Origin of the sequence: Microbacterium sp. MYb62 (genome assembly GCF_002979475.1) — a bacterium.
Taxonomy (GTDB): domain Bacteria; phylum Actinomycetota; class Actinomycetes; order Actinomycetales; family Microbacteriaceae; genus Microbacterium.
In genome coordinates, this window is the sequence record NZ_PCOY01000018.1 from 58,897 (window position 1) to 78,145 (window position 19,249).

The following is a 19,249-nucleotide window of genomic DNA, read 5'->3' on the forward strand; positions in this document are numbered from 1 at the left end:
CAAGTCTACGAGGGGCCACGGACATCGGCTCCGCCGGGCGTCGCCGCAGCCGATCCCCCACCCGATTCCCAGCCCACGGCCGGCTCCGTTCCGGGAGGGCGATCGGACTTCCTCGCGGCACGCAGCGCGAGCAGCACGCCGAGCAGGAGCGCGGCCGCAGCGAGCGGCGCGAGCCAGGAGGCACCTCGATCGACAGACGACGGAGCCAGCAGCCATACCGCGAACACGACGGGCTGCGCCAGCAGTTGGATGACGAGGAACCGCATCAGACTCGGTCCCAGCGCCGCGAGTGCGAGCCGCGAGGAGATCGGGATCACCAGGCTCAGCGACGCCAGCACGTGGATGGCGGGGACGAGCAGCACCGCGAGCGCCGTCCGCTCCGGAGCCGGGTCGGTGAGGATGACCCCGAACACCAGACACCCCGCTCCCGCCCACGCCGCGAGAGAGCGGGGGAGGAAGACCGCGACGAGAGCGGCGATCACCGCGACGACCCGCCACAGCGGGAAGGGGTTCAGCACGACGACGCCCGCCCAGACGACCACGACGACCAGGAGTCGGACCGTGATCCCCGGGACCGCACCCCCCACTCGGAACGAGCGGATGCGGCGGTTCATCGTCGTACCGCCCGCATCCGCTGCTGGCGCCGCGCCGCGATGCGCAGCGCGACGTCCACGTCCTGGCCCGCCCAGGCGACCACCTCGACGCCCGCATGGCGGAGCTCCGTGAGGATGTTCGAGCGCTCGGCGAGTAGCGTCCGCAGTGCGATGCGCTGCTCCCGCGTGAGCCTGGCACCGTCCGGAACAGGCAGCACGTCCACGGCGACCACGGCATGACCCGCCGCCCGCCAGCTCGTCGCCATCCGCGCCGCCACGCCGTCGACGAACGTCGAGAGCACGAACACGATCGACCCCGGAGGCACGACGGGCGAGCGTCGATACCGGGAGTCATCGTCCACCTGCCCCGTGGCGGCGATGACGTCCCGCACGCGGGCGACGTGTCGCGCACCACCGCCGGCGGGGATGCTGCGCCCACCGGGCGAGAGCGCGTGATACGCGACGCGGTCACCGGTCCCGATCGCCGTGGTCGCGATCGAGAGGGCCGCTTCCCTGGCGAGATCGAGTGAGGTGATTCCTGACCTGTCGGGGTCGTTCGTCCCCCACGCGGCCACGACGGTCCCGAGGTCCTCGGCGGTATCGATCGCGATCACCACCGACGAATCACTGAGCGCGTTCGCACGACGTACCAGCAGCTCACCGGGACGGCGAGCGGCACGGGCCGTCGCCCGCCAATCGACACGGCGCAGCTCGTCACCGGGAGCGAAAGGATGGATATCGCGGAAGTCCCCGCCCTGACCGGGGCGCGCTCCCTCATGCGCACCGTGCAGCCCCGTCAGCCGCGGAGCGCCCGGAAGCCCGCCGATCCGGAGTGAACGGGGCGGCGTGTTCCATTCGATGGCGACGCGGGAACTCGGCTCCGAGACCCAGGCACCGTCGAGAGCAGCACCTCGGACCGTGACCCCCAGCAGCTCCACGGGGCCGGAGTGCTGAAGACGGCTGCGCGTGGTGAGGACGGAAGCCCCCGGACGGGCTTCGGCGAGCCCGGTCCGCCGTTCCTCCTGGTCGATCGCGACCTGGAGCCAGTCGGCATCGAGGGCGACGTCGGTCGCCGTCCGCACCTCGGACGGGGCATCGGCACCCCCCGGATGCGCGCGCAGCTCGATGTCCATCGCGGTGCCCTCGGGCCTGCGCAGCAGCATCCATGCCGTGCCCAGCGCGAGCGGCAGGGCGATGCCGATGACATCGGGCCGAGAGAACGCGAGTCCGACCGCCGCGAGAATCGCCGACGCGGTGAGTCCGATCGCGATCACGGGCGTGCGGTGCCAGCGCACCGAGGTGCGCGCGACGACCCGGATCGGCTCGGTCACCGCACTGCGGCCACGGTCGGCGGCACGGGCGTGGCCGCGACCACGGATGCGACGACGGATCGCGGGTCCACTCCCTGCGCCCACGCCTGCGGCGTCAGTGTGACCCGATGCGCGAGCACCGCTTCCGCGATGCGCTTGATGTCGTCCGGCCGCACGTAGTCCCGTCCGTCGAGCGCGGCGAGTGCACGTCCGAGCAGGACGAGCGCCTGCGAGCCGCGCGGCGACGCCCCCACGGCGACGTTCGTCGCGTCGCGCGTCGCCCTCGCCAGGGCGACGCAGTATCGCGCGACATCGGCGTCGACGTGGATCCGTTCGACGGCCGCCTGGATCGCCAGCAGCCCCTCGCCGTCGACGACCGGCTCGACGGAGACGTCGGGGCTCTGCCGACGCACACGGTCCAGGATGATGCGCGCCTCGTCCTCAGGTGCGGGATAGCCCACCGCGAGACGCACCATGAACCGATCCAGCTGGGCTTCTGGCAGCGCATACGTCCCCTCGTACTCGATCGGGTTCGAGGTCGCGACGACGTGGAACGGTCGCGGCAGTGGGAACCTGTTGCCCTCGACCGTCACCTGACCCTCCGCCATCGCCTCCAGCATCGCGGACTGCGTCTTGGGCGTCGTCCGGTTCAGCTCATCGGCGAGGAGCAGTCCCGTGAAGATCGGACCCGGCCGGAACACGAAGTCGCCGTCCGCCGGCGCGTACACGTAGGAGCCCGTGACGTCGCCGGGCAGCATGTCCGGTGTGCACTGCAGCCGGCGGAAGTCGAGGCCGAGTGCCGACGCCAGACTCCGGGCCGCGAGCGTCTTCCCGAGGCCAGGGACGTCTTCGAACAGCACATGTCCGCCCGCCAGTATCGCGGCGAGGGCGATCGTCAGAGCTTCATCCATCCCCACGACGGCACCCCGGACGCTCTCGAGCACCCGGCGCCCGACGTCGGCGATCTGCGTGGTCTCCTGGGTTGTCATCCGGTCTCCTCCGTGTCGTTCGGAATGCGGTCCATCGCGTCGAGCACGCGCTCGATGTCGGTGCGCGTCACTTCCCGCCGGCGGAGGGAGTCTCGCACCCCCTCCCCGAGGAGCGCGTCGATGCTCTCGTGCTGCGCGGGGTCGTCGAGGTCGAGGCCGCGGTGCACGAGGCGCCTTCTCAGCACGCTCTGCACGCGGCGCACGACCATGTGCCCGGCGACCCCGGTGCGACTGTTGATCGCCCAGGCGAGCCGGGACACCTCGGAGCCCCTGCGTACACGCTTCTGCTCCTCCGGCGGCCATGCATCCCCCTCGTCGAAGAACACCTGGCGGCTGGCGAGGGCGACGACCAGCGCGACCACGATCCAGGCGATGACGAACGGCACGGGGAACCCCAGCGGTGCAAGCAGAACAACGAGGGCGGCGGCGAGCACGATTCCGGCGCCGACGAGCACGAGCCGAGCTTTCATCGCCACCCCGCTTGGATGCCGCGCAGACACGCGGAGGCGACGGCCCGATCGTCCTCGTCGGCATCGTGCCCGCCGAACCGGACCTTCTCGTAGAGCGCGAGCAGCGTCAGCACGTCGGCGGCGATCCCCTCGCGCGCCCCGACGATCCGCACGGTGAACTCGGAAGGCGTCTCGTGGGGGCCGCGTCCGCTCCCGGCGTCGGCGGCGGACTCCTCCAACCCCACCCACGCTGCGACGATGCTGTCGCCGGGAACGGGGCGCTCGTCGATCGTCCGCAGCGCTTCCGCGATACCGTGGCGGATCGTCGCCGCGTCCGGCTCGGCGGCCACCGCGGTGCCGGCGATCGCGGCGGCGTCGAGGGCGGCCGTCTCCTGCCGAGCGAGCGGGCGGTCCCGCCACAGCCTGAGGAGGAGCCGGATCAGCGACCGCACACCGAAGTACACCGCCACGAGAACCGCGGCGAGGACGAGGGCGGCAAGGACGAAGCCGAGGATGGCGAGCAGCGGCGAATCCTCACGCGGTTCGATCGGCGGTGGCGAGGACTCGGTCGGAGCCGGAGGAAGAACGTCATCGGGAGCCGTCGACTCGCCTGCCCCCGGCCATTCGCCGAACTGCGGGAGACCCTGCGCCGCGGCGGCGAACATGACCGTCGCGAAGAGTCCGGCGATGGCGATCAGAGGAGGGAGCACGCGTCGCGGTCGACGCCGCTCGACACGCTCCTGCTCCGGGGCCGAGGGCTCGGAGCGCGACATGCCTCCACCCTAGGGGCATCCGTCCCGGCGATACCGCCCCCCACTCTGGGCGCGAGGCAGCAGATCCGTCAGCTCAGATCGGGGCGTCGTCCGGCGAAAGGGCCGAGGCCGTCGCGGAGTGTGGCGATCTCGTCGATGTCCATGCCCACGGCGGCCATGACCTGGTGCGGGACGTCCACCGCGCGATCGCGCAGCGCCGCTCCCGCGGCGGTCAGCGTGATCTCGAGTCGGCGTTCATCCTCGCTGCTCCGCTGTCGGGCGACCAGCCCCTCCGCCTCCAGCCGCTTCACGAGCGGGGACGCGGTCGCCGGCTCGAGTGCGAGATCGATCGCCAGGTCGTTCAGCGTCCGCGGTGCGCGCTCCCAGAGCGCCAACATGACGAGGTACTGGGGATGCGTGAGTCCCAGCGGCTCGAGGATCGGGCGATAGAGCGCGACGACGTTGCGCGCCGCCGTCACCAGGGCGAAGCAGAGCTGGTTCTCCAGTTTGAGCAGATCATCGGTTGCCGTCACAAGGGAGACTATACATCTGCACTAATAGTTAGTACACTAATGAACATGGCACAGGACTCCGACCGCCCACCCCTCCGCACGCGCATCCGTGAAGCCGGAGGACTGTACTCCTGGGTCAACACGAACCTCATCCGGTTCGCCGGCCCCGCCTCGGTGGGCCCGTATGAGAAGACGCCTCCGCCCAGCGCCGCGGAGCGCGCCGAGCGCGCCTGTCCGCTGTGCGGCGCCCCGATGTCTCAGCACGAGATCGACCGCTCCGGTCCGAAGACCCTGGTGCACTGCCCGTAGCGGTCCGTCTCGCCGTCGCCGTCAGTCCTGTCCAGGACTCTCGACCGCTGAGCCCGTCGATTCTCGCGCGACGTCGAGCCAGAACATCAGGGCTGTGTCGTCTTCGATCGCGCCAGGCACCACATCCAGCCACCCGGAGCTCATGGTGCGAGCGCCCATCACGGCACGCGCTGCTCCTGGATGGGTGAGCAGCGCCGCGCCGTTCTCGTCGTCGACGCGAACGAGGAGAACTCCCCCAGGGCGCGCCCCGACAAGGATCCGGCCGTCGTCGAGGAACGCCCTGGTGCCGAACATGCGCCGTTCCTCGATCTCGGCGTCCGCCCCCAGAAGCGCTCGCACACGATCGGCGAGCTCGTTTCCCGCATCATCCATCGATCAGGCTCCTGCCTATGCGTGACCGGCGCGCTCCATCGCACGGAGCTCCTTCTTGAGATCTTGCACCTCGTCGCGCAGACGCCCGGCGAGCTCGAACTTCAGCTCGGCTGCCGCCGCGAGCATCTGGTCGGACAGGTCCTGGATCGTGGCCTCGAGCTGCTGCGCCCCCTCGGCCGCGATCCCCGTGCGACGCAGGTTGGGTGTCGGCGACTTGCCTTTGCCGCTCGCCCGACCGCGGCCGGACATCATCTCCGCCGTGTCGGCGCCCTCACGCGCCAGCACCTCGGTGATGTCGGCGATGCGCTTGCGGAGCGGCTGCGGATCGATGCCGTTCTCCTTGTTGTACGCGACCTGCTTCTCGCGGCGACGATCGGTCTCCTCGATCGCCTTCGTCATCGAGTCGGTCATCTTGTCGGCGTACATGTGCACCTCGCCGGACACGTTTCGCGCCGCACGACCGATGGTCTGGATCAGAGACGTGCCCGACCGCAGGAAGCCCTCCTTGTCGGCATCGAGGATCGCGACGAGCGAGACCTCGGGCAGGTCGAGCCCCTCACGCAGCAGGTTGATGCCGACGAGGACGTCGTACACGCCTGCGCGCAACTCGCTGAGCAGCTCGACACGGCGCAGGGTGTCGACATCGGAATGCAGGTAGCGCACGCGCACGCCGTGCTCGCCGAGGAAGTCCGTGAGCTCCTCGGCCATCTTCTTCGTCAGAGTCGTGACCAGCACGCGCTCATCCCGTTCGACGCGCAGACGGATCTCCTCCAGCAGATCGTCGATCTGCCCCTTCGAGGGCTTCACCACGATGTGCGGATCGACCAGTCCCGTCGGGCGGATGATCTGCTCGACGATGCCGTCGGCGATCCCCATCTCGTACTTGCCCGGGGTCGCCGAGAGGTAGACCGTCTGCCCGATGCGGTTCTTGAACTCGTCCCACCGCAGCGGGCGGTTGTCCATGGCGCTCGGCAACCGGAATCCGTGGTCGACGAGGGTGCGCTTGCGGGAGGCATCGCCCTCGTACATCGCACCGATCTGCGGCACCGTCACGTGCGACTCGTCGATCACGAGCAGGAAGTCGTCGGGGAAGAAGTCGAGCAGCGTGTGCGGCGGCTCGCCGGGCTCGCGTCCGTCCATGTGCCGCGAGTAGTTCTCGATGCCGGAGCAGAAGCCCAGCTGCTGGAGCATCTCGAGGTCGAAAGTGGTGCGCATGCGCAGACGCTGCGCCTCGAGGAGCTTCCCCTGCCGCTCGAACTCGGCCAGACGCTCTTCGAGCTCGGCCTCGATCGTGCCGATCGAGCGCTGGATGACATCGGTTCCGGCCACGTAGTGCGAAGCCGGGAAGATCGGCACGGAGTCGAGTTTCTCGATGACCTCACCGGTGAGCGGGTGCAGCGAGTACAGCGCCTCGATCTCATCGCCGAACAGCTCGATGCGGATGGCGTGCTCTTCGTAGACGGGGATGATCTCGATCGTGTCGCCGCGAACCCGGAAGTTGCCACGGGAGAAGTCGACGTCGTTCCGGTTGTACTGCATCGCGATGAACTGACGGATGAGGGCGTCACGGTCGTACCGCTCTCCCACCTGCAGCGCGACCATCGCACGGAGGTACTCCTCCGGGGCGCCGAGTCCGTAGATGCACGACACGGTCGACACGACGATGACGTCGCGGCGGCTGAGCAGGGAGTTCGTGGTCGAGTGACGCAGGCGCTCGACCTCGGAGTTGATCGAGGAGTCCTTCTCGATGAAGGTGTCGGTCTGCGGGACGTAGGCCTCGGGCTGGTAGTAGTCGTAGTACGACACGAAGTACTCGACGGCATTGTTCGGCATGAGCTCGCGGAACTCGTTGGCGAGCTGTGCAGCCAGGGTCTTGTTGTGCGCGAGGACGAGCGTCGGCCGCTGCACCTGCTCGACCAGCCAGGCCGTGGTCGCGGATTTTCCGGTACCGGTCGCACCGAGCAGAACGACGTCGGTCTCCCCCGCGTTGATGCGCGCCGCCAGGTCGGCGATGGCCTTCGGCTGGTCGCCGGCCGGCGCGTACTCGCTGATGACCTCGAAGGGGCGGACGCTGCGCGTGGGTTGCATACCTCCAGGGTATGCCGCCCCTCCGACATCGAGGCCGTCGCGCGGAGTCGGGCCGACGTCAGACCGACGGTCGCGTCCAGACGTACGGCGTCGTCGTCGACACCTTCAGGAATCCCGACCGCTCCAGGATCGGACGGGAGAACTCCGTCGAGTCCGACTGCAGGAACCGGATGCCGAGTGCGAGGGCAGAGCGCGCCCGCTCCGCCGTGAGGGCACGGTAGACCCCTCGGCCTCGCCACTCCGGCAGGATCGCGCCGCCCCAGAGCCCGGCGAACTCCGTGCCCGCGACCGGTTCGAGGCGCCCCGCACCGACCACCTCATCGTCGACGACGGCGATCCACAGCTCGGTCGAGGAATCCTCGTGCAGGCGTGCGATCAACGCCTCCGCCCTCGATCGCCAGTCCGGATCCTCGAACACGCGTCCCTGCATCTCGCCGGCAGCGAGGACCTCCTCGTCGCCGCGCGCCCGTCTGATCGTCACCTCCACGGGGATCCCGACCTCCTGCGCGAGGAGACCGGCCTCGCCGACCATGATCGACTCCGGATCCTCCGGCCGGAAGCCGCGTGCGACGAGGGCGTCGTGAAGGCCGGGCGCGTGATCGTGGCCGCGGGTCTTCCACTCGACGGAGGTCACCGTGGGCAGGTCGACGAAGTGATCGATCGCGGCGTCGACCAGCCGCGCGACGCCCTCGGCATCCATCTCACCGAGCTCGGCATACGTGATGAACCCGCGCCCGCCGGCGAACGTCGCCAGCAGGAGCGGCCCGAGTTCCACCGTGCTCGACGCGCCTGCGATCTCCGGAGTCGCGCGCAGTTGACGGTCATAGGCCTCGAGATACTGCTGGTGCATGAAGCGATCCTCTCAGGACGACGGCTGACCACTCGGTGCGCCACGGAGCGCCGCGACGGCGGCGAGGGCCGCAGCCGCGCACATCGCGACGATCACGGCCACGAACCACCCCCAGCTCGCCGTCCCGAATACGAGACCCAGCATCCACCCGAACAGGCTCGAACCCGCATAGTAGGCGAAGTAGTACAGGGATGAGGCCTGGGCTCTGCTGGTGGGCCCGGCTGCGACCGGGGCCCACCCGGAGGCGATGGCGTGAGCTCCGAAGAATCCGGCGGTGAAGAGCACGAGCCCCAGCAGCACGACCGCCGCCACCTGCACCAGCAGCAGCCCGGCGCCCGCGGCCATCACTCCGATCGAAGCGAGCAGCACGGGAAAGCGGCCGATCCGGGAGGCGAGCGCCCCTGCCCCCGGCGAAGAGACCGTGCCCGCCAGATAGGCCAGGAAGAGCAGGGTCACCAACCAGACGGGCAGCGCGAACGGCTCGGCCGTGAGATGGAAGCCGAGGTAGTTGTACACCGCGACGAAGGCGCCCATCAGCAGGAAGCCCTGCGCATACAGCGCCCACTGCAGCGGTGAGCGCAGTGGCGCGCGGAGCTTCTCCAGGAGGCCGGGCCCACGGTGCGCGCGCAGCCGTCCGGGAACGAACCCTCTGGCGCGCGGGGTGAGCCAGAGGAACAACGCAGCCGCCGCCGCGCACATCACGGCGACCGACAGGATGCCGGCGCGCCACCCACCCACCTCGCCGACGATCCCCGAACCGATACGGCCGAGGAGACCGCCGACCGTGGTTCCGGCGATGTAGCTTCCGGCGGCGGCAGCGGCGTGGCGGGGCTCGACCTCCTCGCTGAGGTACGCGAGCGCCACGGCAGGAACGGCCCCCAAGGCGACCCCCTCCGCGAATCGCAGCGCGAGGAGAATCGCGATCTCACCGCTCAGCGGTGCGGCGAGACCGAACACCGTGGCCGTGAGCACCCCCGTGGCCATCGCCGGGACACGGCCGATGCGGTCGGCCACCGTCGACCACGGGATGACGGCCAGCGCCAGGCCGAGCGTCGATGCCGAGACACTGAGTGCCGCGGTCGCAGGGGTGACCGCGAGGTCGTCCGCGATCTGCGGCAGCACGGCCTGCGCGGAGTACAGCTGGGCGAAGGTCGCGATCCCTGCGAAGAACAGCCCGATGAGGAGACGCCGGTACTCGCGCGAGCCTGGCGCGTGACCGGAGAAGGTCACCTCCCGCTGATCCGCTCCCAGAGGGCATCCGTCTGCTCGCGCGTCCGCTCCAGCGTGTCGGAGGTGTCGATCACGACATCCGCGATGGCGAGACGACGTTCATCCGACACCTGGGCATCGATCCGATCCTGCGCCGCACGCTCGTCCAAGCCGCGCAGCTCGACCAGGCGCTGCAGGCGCACGGAGGCGGGCGCGTGCGCGACCACGATGAGGTCCCACGGGTCGTCGACGCGCGCCTCGACGAGCAGCGGCACGTCATAGACGACGACGGCGTCGGGGTCCTTCGCGTGGGCCGCATCGAATCGCCGCTGCGACTCCTCGCGCACGGCAGGATGGACGATCGCGTTCAGCTGAGCGAGGAGATCGGCGTCGCCGAAGACCTTCGCCCCCAGCGCCGCTCTGTCGAGCGAACCGTCCGCGGCGACGACCTCCGCGCCGAAGACCTCGGCGATCCGGTCCAGCACCGGCGAGCCGGGTGCCTGCACGTCGCGCACGATCTGATCGGCGTCGACGACGGTGGCGCCGTGTTCCGCCAGACGCCGGGCGATGGTCGACTTCCCCGACGCGATGCCGCCGGTGAGTGCGATGAGGGGCATGCCGCCAGTCTATGGTTCCCGACCGGCGCGGCTCATCTCGCCCGCAGCTGGCGCCGCGAGCTGATCACCCCGGTGTCGAAGCCCGCGAGATGCAGACCACCATGGAACCGGGCGTGCTCGATCTTGATGCAGCGATCCATGACCACGGACAGTCCGGCGCTCTCGGCGATCGCCGCGGCATCCTCGTTCCACGACCCGAGCTGAAGCCAGAGCGTCTGCGCACCCGCCTCGATCGCCTCCTGTGCGACGCCGGGAAGGTCGTCGTGACGACGGAACACGTCGACGATGTCGGGCACCACGGGCAGGTCGCTCACCGACGCATAGACCGGCTGCCCCAGGATCTCGGTCTCCCGCGGGTTCACGAGGTAGACGTCGTAGGCCGTGCTGGAGAGCAGGTACGTCGCCACGAAGTACGACGCACGTGCGGGATTGTTGGAGGCTCCGACGATCGCGATCGACTTCGCGCGTCGCAGCAGGCCGAAGCGCTCCTGCTGTGTGGGTCCGACCCAGATCCGACCTGGCACGGTCGGCGCCGCACCCGGCAGCGCACAGGCCGCAGCATCCGTCACAGCAGGCACGGCGCCCGCATCGCCCGAGGTCGTCGCGCTCATCGGTTCGCTCCCGTCGCGGTCGTGAGGGCCTGATCGAGGTCCCAGATGATGTCGTCGGCGTCTTCCAGTCCGACCGAGATGCGGATGAGGTCGGCACGCACACCGGCGGCGACGAGCTGCTCCTCGGTGAGCTGACGGTGCGTCGTCGAGGCGGGGTGGATGACGAGTGTGCGGGCATCGCCGATGTTCGCGAGATGAGAGGCGAGTTGCAGGTTTTCGATCAGGGCCTCCCCCGCTGCTCGGCCGTCTGCCGCCGCGACACCGAAAGCGAACACCGAGCCGGGCCCCAGCGGCAGATACTTGGCCGCGCGCTCGTGGTGCGGATGCCCTTCGAGTCCGGCCCAGGTGACATAGGCCACTCGCGGGTCGCTGGCGAGCCATTCGGCGACGATGCGGGCGTTCGCGAGATGTGCGTCGATGCGCTGCGGAAGCGTCTCGATCCCCTGGAGCAGATTGAACGCCGACTGCGGGCTGAGCGCAGGGCCGATGTCGCGCAGCTGCTCGGAGCGGAGCTTGGTGAGGAAGCCGTACTCTCCGAAGTTGTCCCACCACTTGATGCCGCCGTACGAGTCGACGGGCTCGGTCATCTGCGGGAACCTGCCGTTTCCCCAGTCGAACGTTCCCTTCTCGATCACGACCCCGCCGAGCGTCGTGCCGTGCCCACCCAGGAACTTCGTCACGGAGTGGATCACGATGTCCGCCCCGTGCTCGAGCGGGCGCGCGAGGTAGGGGGTTGCGAGCGTGGCATCGACCACCAGCGGCACACCGGCCTCGTGGGCGACGGCGGCCAGACCCTCGATGTCGGCGATCTCGCCCGAGGGGTTGCCGATCATCTCGACGTAGACGACCTTGGTTTCCGGACGGATCGCCGCCGCGAAGTCGGCGGGGTCCGTCGACGCCACGAACGTGGTCTCGACGCCGAAGCGGCGCAGCGTCACGTCGAGCTGCGTCACCGTGCCGCCGTAGAGCTGCGCAGCAGCGACGACGTGATCGCCCGCGCCGACGAGGGCGGCGAACGTGATGAACTCGGCACTCATCCCCGAGGCGGTGGCGACGGCTCCGATCCCGCCTTCGAGCGACGCCAGCCGCTCTTCCAGGGCCGCGACCGTGGGGTTCCCGATGCGGGAGTAGATGTTGCCGTACTTCTGGAGCGCGAAGAGGTTGCCGGCATCCGCGGCGTCATCGAACACGAACGACGTGGTCTGGTAGATCGGCACCGCCCTGGCCCCTGTCGAGGCATCGGGGGTGCCGCCCGCGTGCAGTGCCCTGGTGCGAAACCCGAAGCGATGTTCTTCCGTCATGATGTCCTCAGTTCTGCGGCGGCGAGCACGTCGACGATGTCGTCGACGGCCCAGGGATTCTGCAGCGATGTGGTGTCCCCGAGCTGCTGCGGGTCGCGGCCGGCTCGGCGATCCTGCTCGGCCTCCCACAGCTGTGCCAGGAGACGGCGCATGATCTTCCCGGACCGCGTCTTCGGCAGGTCGGGGACGACCACGATGTGCTTCGGCTTGGCGACGGGTCCGATCGTCAGCGCGACCTGAGCGCGCAGGTCGGACGGCGTCACATCCGCGCGTCCGGATGGGGTGACGAACGCCACGACGGCCTGCCCGGTGACCGGATCGGAGACGCCTGCCGACCCGGCCTCGCCGACGGTGTCGTGCGCCACGAGCGCCGACTCGATCTCGATGGTGGAGAGCCGGTGTCCCGAGACGTTCACGACGTCGTCGAGCCGACCGAGGATCCAGATGTACCCATCCGCGTCCCGCGTCGCTCCGTCGCCGGCGACGTAGTAGCCGCCGAACTCGCCATGACCGGCGTATGCCGACCAGTAGGCGTCGCGATAGCGCGTCGGATCCCCCCAGACGGTGCGCGCCATCCCCGGCCAGGGCCGGCGGACGACGAGTGCGCCCGAGCGGCCGGGGGCGACCTCCTGGCCCTGTTCATCGACCACCGCGACATCGATTCCCGGCAGCGGCAGCGACGCCGATCCGGGCTTGAGGCTCGTGACGCCCGGCAGCGCGGCGATCATCGCGGCACCGGTCTCGGACTGCCACCAGGTGTCGATCACCGGCAACTGGTCACGACCGAAGTTCCGACGGAACCAGACCCAGGCCTCCGGATTGATCGCCTCGCCGACCGTGCCGAGCAGACGCAGGCTCGACAGGTCGTGTCCGGACGGGAGCTCTGCGCCGAACCAGGTCATGAACGTCCTGATCAGGGTCGGCGCCGTGTAGTACACGGTCACCCCGTAGCGCTCGATGATCTCGAGGTGGCGCTCCCGGTGCGGGGCGTCGGGAGTCCCCTCGTAGATGACCTGCGTGAGCCCGTTCGACAGCGGACCGTAGATCTCATAGGTGTGCGCGGTGACCCAAGCCAGGTCTGCGGTGCACCAGTGCACGTCATCGGGCTTGGCGTCGAAATGCGCCCAGTGCGCCCAGCTCGCCTGTGTCAGGTAGCCGGCGGAGGTGTGCACGAGTCCCTTCGGCTTCCCGGTGGTGCCCGATGTGTAGATGATGAAGAGCGGATGCTCGGCGTCGAACGCCTGCGCCTCGTGCACGGGCGCGGCGGTGTCGACGACATCGTGCCACCACACGTCGCGGCCGGGGGTCCACGGCACCTCCTGGCCGGTGCGGCGGAGGACGAGGACGTGTTCGAGGTCGGGGAGATCGGCGGCGGCGACGTCGGCCGTCGACTTGATCTCGGTGGCGATGCCGCGCCGGTACTGGCCGTCGCTGGTCACCAGGAGCGTGGCGCCCGTGTCCTCGAGACGGAAGCGCACGGCCTCGGCCGAGAAGCCTCCGAACACGAGAGAGTGCACGGCACCCACTCGCGCGCACGCGAGCGTGATCACGATCGTCTCGATGAGCACGGGCAGGTAGATCACGACCCGGTCTCCCGGTCGGATCCCCAGGGCGACGAGCGCGTTCGCCGCGCGGGAGACCCGCTGTTGGAGGTCGGCGTACGTGACCGATGCCCGGTCACCGGACTCCCCCTCGAAGTGCAGTGCCACCTTGTCCCCGCGCCCGGCGTCGACGTGACGATCCACACAGTTCACCGCGACGTTGAGTGTGCCGCCCACGAACCAGCGTGCCGCGGGGATCGCGCCGTCCGTCGGCGGGTCCCATTCGTGCACGGCGTGCCATGGCTCGGACCAGTCGAGTCTGCCGGCGGCCTCCTCCCAGAAGGCGACCGGGTCGGCCGCCGCGCGCGCGTAGGCTTCCTCGATCACGTTCGCGTCAGGGAAACCGGCGGAAGGCGCGTAGACACGCGTCTCCTGCAGTCGGGCCTCGGTCACGGTCACGGTCACGGTCACGGTCACGTCCACCGACGCAGCAGGTACTTCTCCAGCAGTGCGAGTATGCCGTTGGTGATCGTCCCGAGCAGGGCGAGCAGCACGATCGAGAGCAGGATGCGGTCGACCCGGCCGGTGCTCTGCGAATCGGTCAGCAGGAAGCCGAGACCCATCGACGACGCGATCAGCTCGGCGGCGACGAGGAACAGCCAGGCCTGCGCGAGTGCGAGACGCAGACCCGCCACCACCGAGGGGATGACAGCCGGCAGTTGCACCGTGCGGAACAGCGACCAGCCGCGCAGGCTGAACGACCGACCGGCCTCGACGAGCTGCGGGTCGACATGACGGAGCGCCGCGGCGACCGTCGTGTACACCGGGAAGAATGCGCCGATGGCGATGAGGGTGACCTTCGATTCCTCGCCGATCTGCATCCAGAGGATGAGAAGCGGCACCCAGGCGAGCGACGGCACGGCGCGGACGGCGGCGAGCGTCGGGCTGAGAAGCACATCACCCCAGCGGGACAAGCCCACCACGCCTGCTGCCGCGAGACCGATCACCGAGCCGATCGCGAATCCGAGCAGGACGCGCTGGACCGAGATGACGATGTGGGTCCACAGCTGCCCGTTCTCGGCCAGCTCGACTCCCGCCTGGAAGACGGAGGCGGGGGTGGGCAGGCGGTACGGCTCGACGAGACCGGATGTCGTCACGATCTGCCAGGCCAGCAGGATCACGGCGGGCAGCAGCAGACCGCCCAGGATGCGCACGACAGGACGACCGCCGATGCGGCGGGATCCGGGCGCCGGGCTCCTGACTCGTCCCTTGGCGGCGTCGAGAGCGTCCCGCGAGTCCGCGGGGACGATCACTCGCTGATCGAGATCGGTCACTCGCCGCCGACCGCCTTCTCGGCGAAGGTCGCGTTCACGATCGAGGAGAGCGCCTTGTCGACGGATGCCTGGCCGCCCTGCACGTCGCCGGACTCGACGAGCACCGGGGCGATCTTCTCGAGTACGGCGATCTGGTCGTCGCCGGGGATGCCGCTGACATCGAGGTTGGAACGCTCCTGGATCACCGTGGTGGCGACGCCGATGTCGATGCCGGCGACCTCTGCGAGGAGGGCTGCGGTCTCGTCGGGGTTCTCGAGCGCCCACTCCCGGGCCTGTTCATAGGCGTCGACGACGGCCTGCGCGAGGTCGGGGTGGTTCGTGAGGAAGTCCTCGGTGGCGTTGAGGAAGCCGTAGGTGTTGAAGTCGACGTTGCGGTAGATGAGCTTGTCGCCCGACTCCACCTCGGCCGCGGCCATGATCGGGTCGAGGCCCGACCATGCGTCGACCGAGCCGCCGTCGAGCGCGGCGCGTCCGTCGGCGTGCTGGAGGTTCTGCACTTCGACGTCGGAGAGCGAGAGGCCACCCTCCTCGAGCGCCTGCTGCAGGAAGAAGTACGGGTCGGTGCCTTTGGTCGCGGCGATGGAGGCGCCCTTGAGATCTTCGATCGATGCGATGTCGCTGTCCGGTCCGACGACGATCGCCGCCCACTCCGGCTGCGAGAAGATGTCGATGACCTGGATGGGCGAGCCGTTCGCGCGGGCGAGGAGAGCCGCTGACCCTGCCGTCGATCCGACGTCCACGGAGCCCGAGCGCAGCAGCTCGTTGGCCTTGTTCGAGCCGGCGGACTGCACCCACTCGACCGACACATCGTCGCCGAGGATGTCTTCGAGGATGCCCTGGTCACGGATCACGAGGCTCAGCGGGTTGTACGTCGCGAAGTCGATCGAGAGGGTGTCCGACGACCACTCGGCTGTTCCGGACGTGGGTTTCGTGTCGGTGGCCGCCGCGTTCTCGCCGGCGACGCAGCCGGTGGCGACGAGCATCATCGTCCCGGCGATCGCGATCGCAGGGATGATGCGGCGGGTGGTGATGCTCATCGGTTCTCCTCGGTGGTGCGGTGGTGGGTGTCGACACCGAGGCCTTCGAGAAGGTCGGCGCGCAGGTCGGCGAGACCGCGATCGGCGCGATCCCGAGGGCGGATGCCCGGGACATCGATCGTTCGGGCGATCGATGGTTCGTGGTCGCCGGTGAGGGTGCGCAGCAACAGCACCCGGTCGGCGAGGTACAGCGCCTCCTCGACGTCATGGGTGACGAGCAGCACAGTAGTGGGCTCGGCGGCATGGATCTTCAGGAGCAGATCGTGCATCCGCAGCCGCGTGAGCGCGTCGAGGGCGCCGAAGGGCTCATCGAGCAGCAGCACACCCGGGTTGCGCGCCAGAGCCCTGGCGAGGGACGCACGCTGCGCCATGCCGCCCGACACTTCGCGCGGACGCTGATCGGCGGCGTGCTCGAGCCCCACGAGGTGCAGCAGTTCGCCGACGCGCTCTCGTCCGGCGCGGCGAGCGGTTCCCCGCGGCAGCCCGAGCTCGACGTTCTGGGCGAGGGTCCGCCAGGGCAGCAGCCGGGGCTCCTGGAAGGCGACGGCCGTGCGTTCGTCGACGTCGGCGACGGGCGTGACGTCGAGGCGGATGCTGCCGTGTGTCGGCACATCCAAGCCGCCGACGAGGCGGAGAAGAGTCGATTTCCCGCATCCGGAGGGCCCGACGACAGCGACGATCTCACCGGCGGCGATATCGACGTCCACGCCGCGCAGCACGTCTCGGCGTCCCTGCGTCAGGGGAAACGACCGTTCGACGCCTTCGAGCCGCACGGTCTGCGCCGTTCCTGGCGTCGTCGTGACCTCGGCAGCGCGCGACGCGGGCAGGAGAGCGGTCATGCCCCCATGCTGGCGGGAGGGGACGATTGTTACGAATGCCGTCGTAATGTTCCGTCACGCAGCCGGACCTCGGTCCCGGATACGCGAAACGGGCCGCCACACCCGCCCGAAGGCGAGGTGACGACCCGTTGCGGAATGCTGCTTACGCGTTGCCGCCCGAGAGCTTCTCGCGCAGAGCGGCGAGAGCCTCGTCGTCAGCGAGCGTGCCCGCGCCTGCGACCTCGCTCGTGAAGGACTGGCCGCCGAAGTCTTCTCCGGCCGCAGCCTCGGCCTCGGCCGCCTTGACGACCTGAGCCTTGTGCGCCTCCCAGCGGGCCTGGGCTGCAGCGTACTCCTGCTCCCATGCCTCGCGCTGGGCGTCGAAGCCTTCCTTCCACGCACCGGTCTCGGCGTCGAAGCCCTCCGGGTACTTGTACTCGCCGTTCTCGTCGTACTCGGCGAGCATGCCGTACAGGGCCGGGTCGAACTCGGTGCCGTTGGGGTCGACCGACTCGTTGGCCTGCTTCAGCGACAGCGAGATGCGGCGACGCTCGAGGTCGATGTCGATGACCTTGACGAAGACCTCTTCGCCGACCGACACGACCTGCTCGGCCAGCTCGACGTGCTTGCTGGAGAGCTCCGAGATGTGGACGAGGCCCTCGATGCCGTCTGCGACGCGCACGAACGCACCGAACGGAACGAGCTTGGTGACCTTACCCGGCGTGACCTGACCGATCGCGTGGGTACGGGCGAAGACCTGCCACGGGTCCTCCTGCGTCGCCTTCAGCGACAGGGAGACGCGCTCGCGGTCGAGGTCGACCTCGAGGATCTCGACGGTGACCTCCTGGCCCACCTCGACGACCTCGGAGGCGTGCTCGATGTGCTTCCAGGACAGCTCGGAGACGTGCACGAGGCCGTCCACGCCACCCAGGTCGACGAACGCACCGAAGTTGACGATCGACGAGACGACACCCTTGCGGACCTGACCCTTGTGGAGGTTGTTCAGGAACGTGGTGCGCGACTCCGACTGCGTCTGCTCGAGCAGCGCACGGCGGCTCAGGACGACGTTGTTGCGGTTCTTGTCGAGCTCGAGGATCTTGGCCTCGATCTCCTGGCCGAGGTACGGCGTGAGGTCGCGGACGCGGCGCAGCTCGATGAGCGAGGCCGGCAGGAAGCCACGGAGGCCGATGTCGACGATGAGTCCACCCTTGACGACCTCGATGACCGTACCGGTGACGACGCCGTCGTTCTCCTTGATCTTCTCGACGTCACCCCAGGCGCGCTCGTACTGCGCACGCTTCTTGGAGAGGATCAGACGGCCTTCCTTGTCCTCCTTCTGGAGAACGAGGGCCTCGACCAGGTCGCCGACTGCGACGACCTCGTTGGGGTCGACGTCGTGCTTGATCGAGAGCTCGCGCGAGGGGATGACGCCCTCGGTCTTGTAGCCGACATCGAGGAGGACCTCATCGCGGTCGATCTTGACGATCGTGCCTTCGATGATGTCGCCGTCGTTGAAGAACTTCAGAGTCTTCTCGACCGCGGCCAGGAAGTCCTCAGCAGATCCGATGTCGTTGATGGCGACCTGCTTGGTGGCCGGGGCGGTCGTTGCGGTAGTCATGTAGTGGGTTGTCCTTGTTGAATGGAGACTCAGGCTGGGAGGCAACGGCCGCGCACGGCCGACTGCATGCTTCACAGCGGTTGGATTTTGGTTTTCTTGTCACGAGGGCACACGCATGCACGCCACGAGTGACGATTAAGGCTATCAGAAGTTCCGAGACGACAGGGACTCGGATTCCCCCGTCTTCGCCTGTGGATAACTCGCGCCGCCGTACTCCCCCTCGGGCTACCGTGACCAGGTGACTCCGGCTACTCCTCCTCGGCGCTCCCCGTCCCCTCGTCTTCTCGCTGCCGCACTCGGCACCCTCGGGTCGGCCCTGGCCGTCGTCGGCTGTGCACCCGCGCCTGCACCCACCCCGACTCCGACCCCCGTCTTCACCTCCGAGGAAGAAGCCTTCGCTGCGGCGGAAGAGACGTATCGGGCGTACAACGAAGCTTTCAATTCTGTTGATGCCAGTGACTCCGTGACCTTCGAGGCGTTGTATGACCTCTCTAGTGGTGACTTCGAAGCCGCCGATCGAAAGACGCTGTCCGAACTCAATGCAGAAGGTCTCGCTCTCACAGGTAGCACGACCGTTTCGTACTTCGAAGGCCTCAGTAGCGAGCCACCATTTTCGCGAGTTGAGGCGCTCGTGTGCGTCGATGTCAGCGGCTTAGATGTGGTTGACAAGTCCGGACAGTCAGCGATCGACACGAACCGTCCCCAGATCAATCCGCTCGTAGTAACCTTCCTGCTTTCTGGCGGCGAGCTACTCATCAATCGTGCTGATCGCGACGAGCAAGCCCAATGCGTCGCCGACTAGGGCTGATCATCCTGGCGCTCGGGATGCTCACCGCAGGAGACAGCCGTGACGACGGTGGCGTTGGCGGAGTCGATGTTGCTGTCGGGAACAACGAGAACACAGTCACCGTCTCCGGCACCAAATCGAGCACGACCCCC

At 68.8% G+C, this 19,249-nt stretch carries 20 protein-coding genes; 2 read left to right on the forward strand and 18 right to left on the reverse strand.

Going from position 1 to position 19,249, the window contains the following annotated elements; all coding sequences use genetic code 11:
- Positions 1–5 precede the first annotated feature (5 nt).
- The 6 genes from CQ042_RS15575 to CQ042_RS15600 form a co-directional block, all read right to left on the reverse strand.
- Positions 6–614 carry a hypothetical protein gene (locus CQ042_RS15575; protein WP_105671366.1) on the reverse strand — a complete coding sequence of 203 codons (609 nt, stop codon included), beginning with the start codon at positions 612–614 and terminating at the stop codon, positions 6–8.
- Positions 611–1,924 carry a DUF58 domain-containing protein gene (locus CQ042_RS15580; protein ID WP_258132272.1) on the reverse strand — a complete coding sequence of 438 codons (1,314 nt, stop codon included), beginning with the start codon at positions 1,922–1,924 and terminating at the stop codon, positions 611–613. The genes CQ042_RS15575 and CQ042_RS15580 overlap by 4 nt, the downstream gene beginning before the upstream one ends.
- A complete protein-coding gene (locus tag CQ042_RS15585) occupies positions 1,921–2,892 on the reverse strand; it encodes a MoxR family ATPase (RefSeq protein WP_105671367.1) in 972 nt (323 codons plus the stop codon). Before CQ042_RS15585 ends, CQ042_RS15580 begins: the two co-directional genes overlap by 4 nt.
- Positions 2,889–3,362, reverse strand: a complete 474-nt coding sequence (locus CQ042_RS15590) for a hypothetical protein (protein ID WP_258132273.1) — start codon at positions 3,360–3,362, stop codon at positions 2,889–2,891. The genes CQ042_RS15585 and CQ042_RS15590 overlap by 4 nt, the downstream gene beginning before the upstream one ends.
- Positions 3,359–4,114 (reverse strand): DUF4129 domain-containing protein, encoded by a 756-nt coding sequence (locus CQ042_RS15595; protein ID WP_105671369.1) that lies wholly within the window; start codon positions 4,112–4,114, stop codon positions 3,359–3,361. Before CQ042_RS15595 ends, CQ042_RS15590 begins: the two co-directional genes overlap by 4 nt.
- Positions 4,115–4,182: 68 nt before the next feature.
- Positions 4,183–4,626, reverse strand: coding sequence for a MarR family winged helix-turn-helix transcriptional regulator (locus CQ042_RS15600; protein WP_105671370.1), 444 nt, complete (start codon positions 4,624–4,626; stop codon positions 4,183–4,185).
- A gap of 45 nt (positions 4,627–4,671) precedes the next feature.
- Here CQ042_RS15600 and CQ042_RS15605 point away from each other — a divergent pair, with 45 nt between their 5' ends.
- Positions 4,672–4,914, forward strand: coding sequence for a hypothetical protein (locus CQ042_RS15605; protein WP_181157593.1), 243 nt, complete (start codon positions 4,672–4,674; stop codon positions 4,912–4,914).
- 21 nt (positions 4,915–4,935) lie between these two features.
- Here the strand turns inward: CQ042_RS15605 and CQ042_RS15610 are convergent, their stop codons facing one another.
- The 12 genes from CQ042_RS15610 to rpsA form a co-directional block, all read right to left on the reverse strand.
- Positions 4,936–5,286 (reverse strand): TfoX/Sxy family protein, encoded by a 351-nt coding sequence (locus CQ042_RS15610; protein ID WP_181157594.1) that lies wholly within the window; start codon positions 5,284–5,286, stop codon positions 4,936–4,938.
- A 15-nt stretch (positions 5,287–5,301) separates the two neighbouring features.
- Positions 5,302–7,374 carry an excinuclease ABC subunit UvrB gene (gene uvrB, locus CQ042_RS15615; RefSeq protein ID WP_105671372.1) on the reverse strand — a complete coding sequence of 691 codons (2,073 nt, stop codon included), beginning with the start codon at positions 7,372–7,374 and terminating at the stop codon, positions 5,302–5,304.
- Between the two features lie 58 nt (positions 7,375–7,432).
- Entirely contained in the window at positions 7,433–8,224 is a 792-nt protein-coding gene (locus tag CQ042_RS15620; RefSeq protein WP_105671373.1) for a GNAT family N-acetyltransferase, read from the reverse strand.
- A 12-nt stretch (positions 8,225–8,236) separates the two neighbouring features.
- The gene (locus CQ042_RS15625) at positions 8,237–9,454 is read right to left on the reverse strand and encodes an MFS transporter (RefSeq protein ID WP_105671374.1); all 1,218 of its coding nucleotides are present in this window, start codon (positions 9,452–9,454) and stop codon (positions 8,237–8,239) included.
- Positions 9,451–10,050 carry a dephospho-CoA kinase gene (coaE, locus tag CQ042_RS15630; protein WP_105671375.1) on the reverse strand — a complete coding sequence of 200 codons (600 nt, stop codon included), beginning with the start codon at positions 10,048–10,050 and terminating at the stop codon, positions 9,451–9,453. Before coaE ends, CQ042_RS15625 begins: the two co-directional genes overlap by 4 nt.
- Positions 10,051–10,082: 32 nt before the next feature.
- Positions 10,083–10,661 (reverse strand): CoA-binding protein, encoded by a 579-nt coding sequence (locus CQ042_RS15635; protein WP_258132274.1) that lies wholly within the window; start codon positions 10,659–10,661, stop codon positions 10,083–10,085.
- Positions 10,658–11,962: an O-acetylhomoserine aminocarboxypropyltransferase/cysteine synthase family protein gene (locus CQ042_RS15640; RefSeq protein ID WP_105671376.1), complete on the reverse strand. Its 1,305-nt coding sequence runs from the start codon at positions 11,960–11,962 to the stop codon at positions 10,658–10,660. The genes CQ042_RS15635 and CQ042_RS15640 overlap by 4 nt, the downstream gene beginning before the upstream one ends.
- The gene (gene acs / locus CQ042_RS15645; protein ID WP_105671386.1) at positions 11,959–13,968 is read right to left on the reverse strand and encodes an acetate--CoA ligase; all 2,010 of its coding nucleotides are present in this window, start codon (positions 13,966–13,968) and stop codon (positions 11,959–11,961) included. The genes CQ042_RS15640 and acs overlap by 4 nt, the downstream gene beginning before the upstream one ends.
- 8 nt (positions 13,969–13,976) lie before the next feature.
- The gene (locus CQ042_RS15650; protein WP_105671377.1) at positions 13,977–14,837 is read right to left on the reverse strand and encodes an ABC transporter permease; all 861 of its coding nucleotides are present in this window, start codon (positions 14,835–14,837) and stop codon (positions 13,977–13,979) included.
- On the reverse strand, positions 14,834–15,874 hold the full coding sequence (locus tag CQ042_RS15655; protein WP_105671378.1) for an aliphatic sulfonate ABC transporter substrate-binding protein: 1,041 nt from the start codon (positions 15,872–15,874) through the stop codon (positions 14,834–14,836). The genes CQ042_RS15650 and CQ042_RS15655 overlap by 4 nt, the downstream gene beginning before the upstream one ends.
- On the reverse strand, positions 15,871–16,713 hold the full coding sequence (locus CQ042_RS15660) for an ABC transporter ATP-binding protein (protein WP_105671379.1): 843 nt from the start codon (positions 16,711–16,713) through the stop codon (positions 15,871–15,873). Before CQ042_RS15660 ends, CQ042_RS15655 begins: the two co-directional genes overlap by 4 nt.
- A 142-nt stretch (positions 16,714–16,855) precedes the next feature.
- Positions 16,856–18,310, reverse strand: coding sequence for a 30S ribosomal protein S1 (gene rpsA / locus CQ042_RS15665; RefSeq protein ID WP_105671380.1), 1,455 nt, complete (start codon positions 18,308–18,310; stop codon positions 16,856–16,858).
- Between the two features lie 238 nt (positions 18,311–18,548).
- On the opposite strand from rpsA, the gene CQ042_RS20325 reads away from it, so the two are divergent.
- Positions 18,549–19,112 (forward strand): hypothetical protein, encoded by a 564-nt coding sequence (locus CQ042_RS20325; RefSeq protein ID WP_146115415.1) that lies wholly within the window; start codon positions 18,549–18,551, stop codon positions 19,110–19,112.
- Positions 19,113–19,249 lie beyond the last annotated feature (137 nt).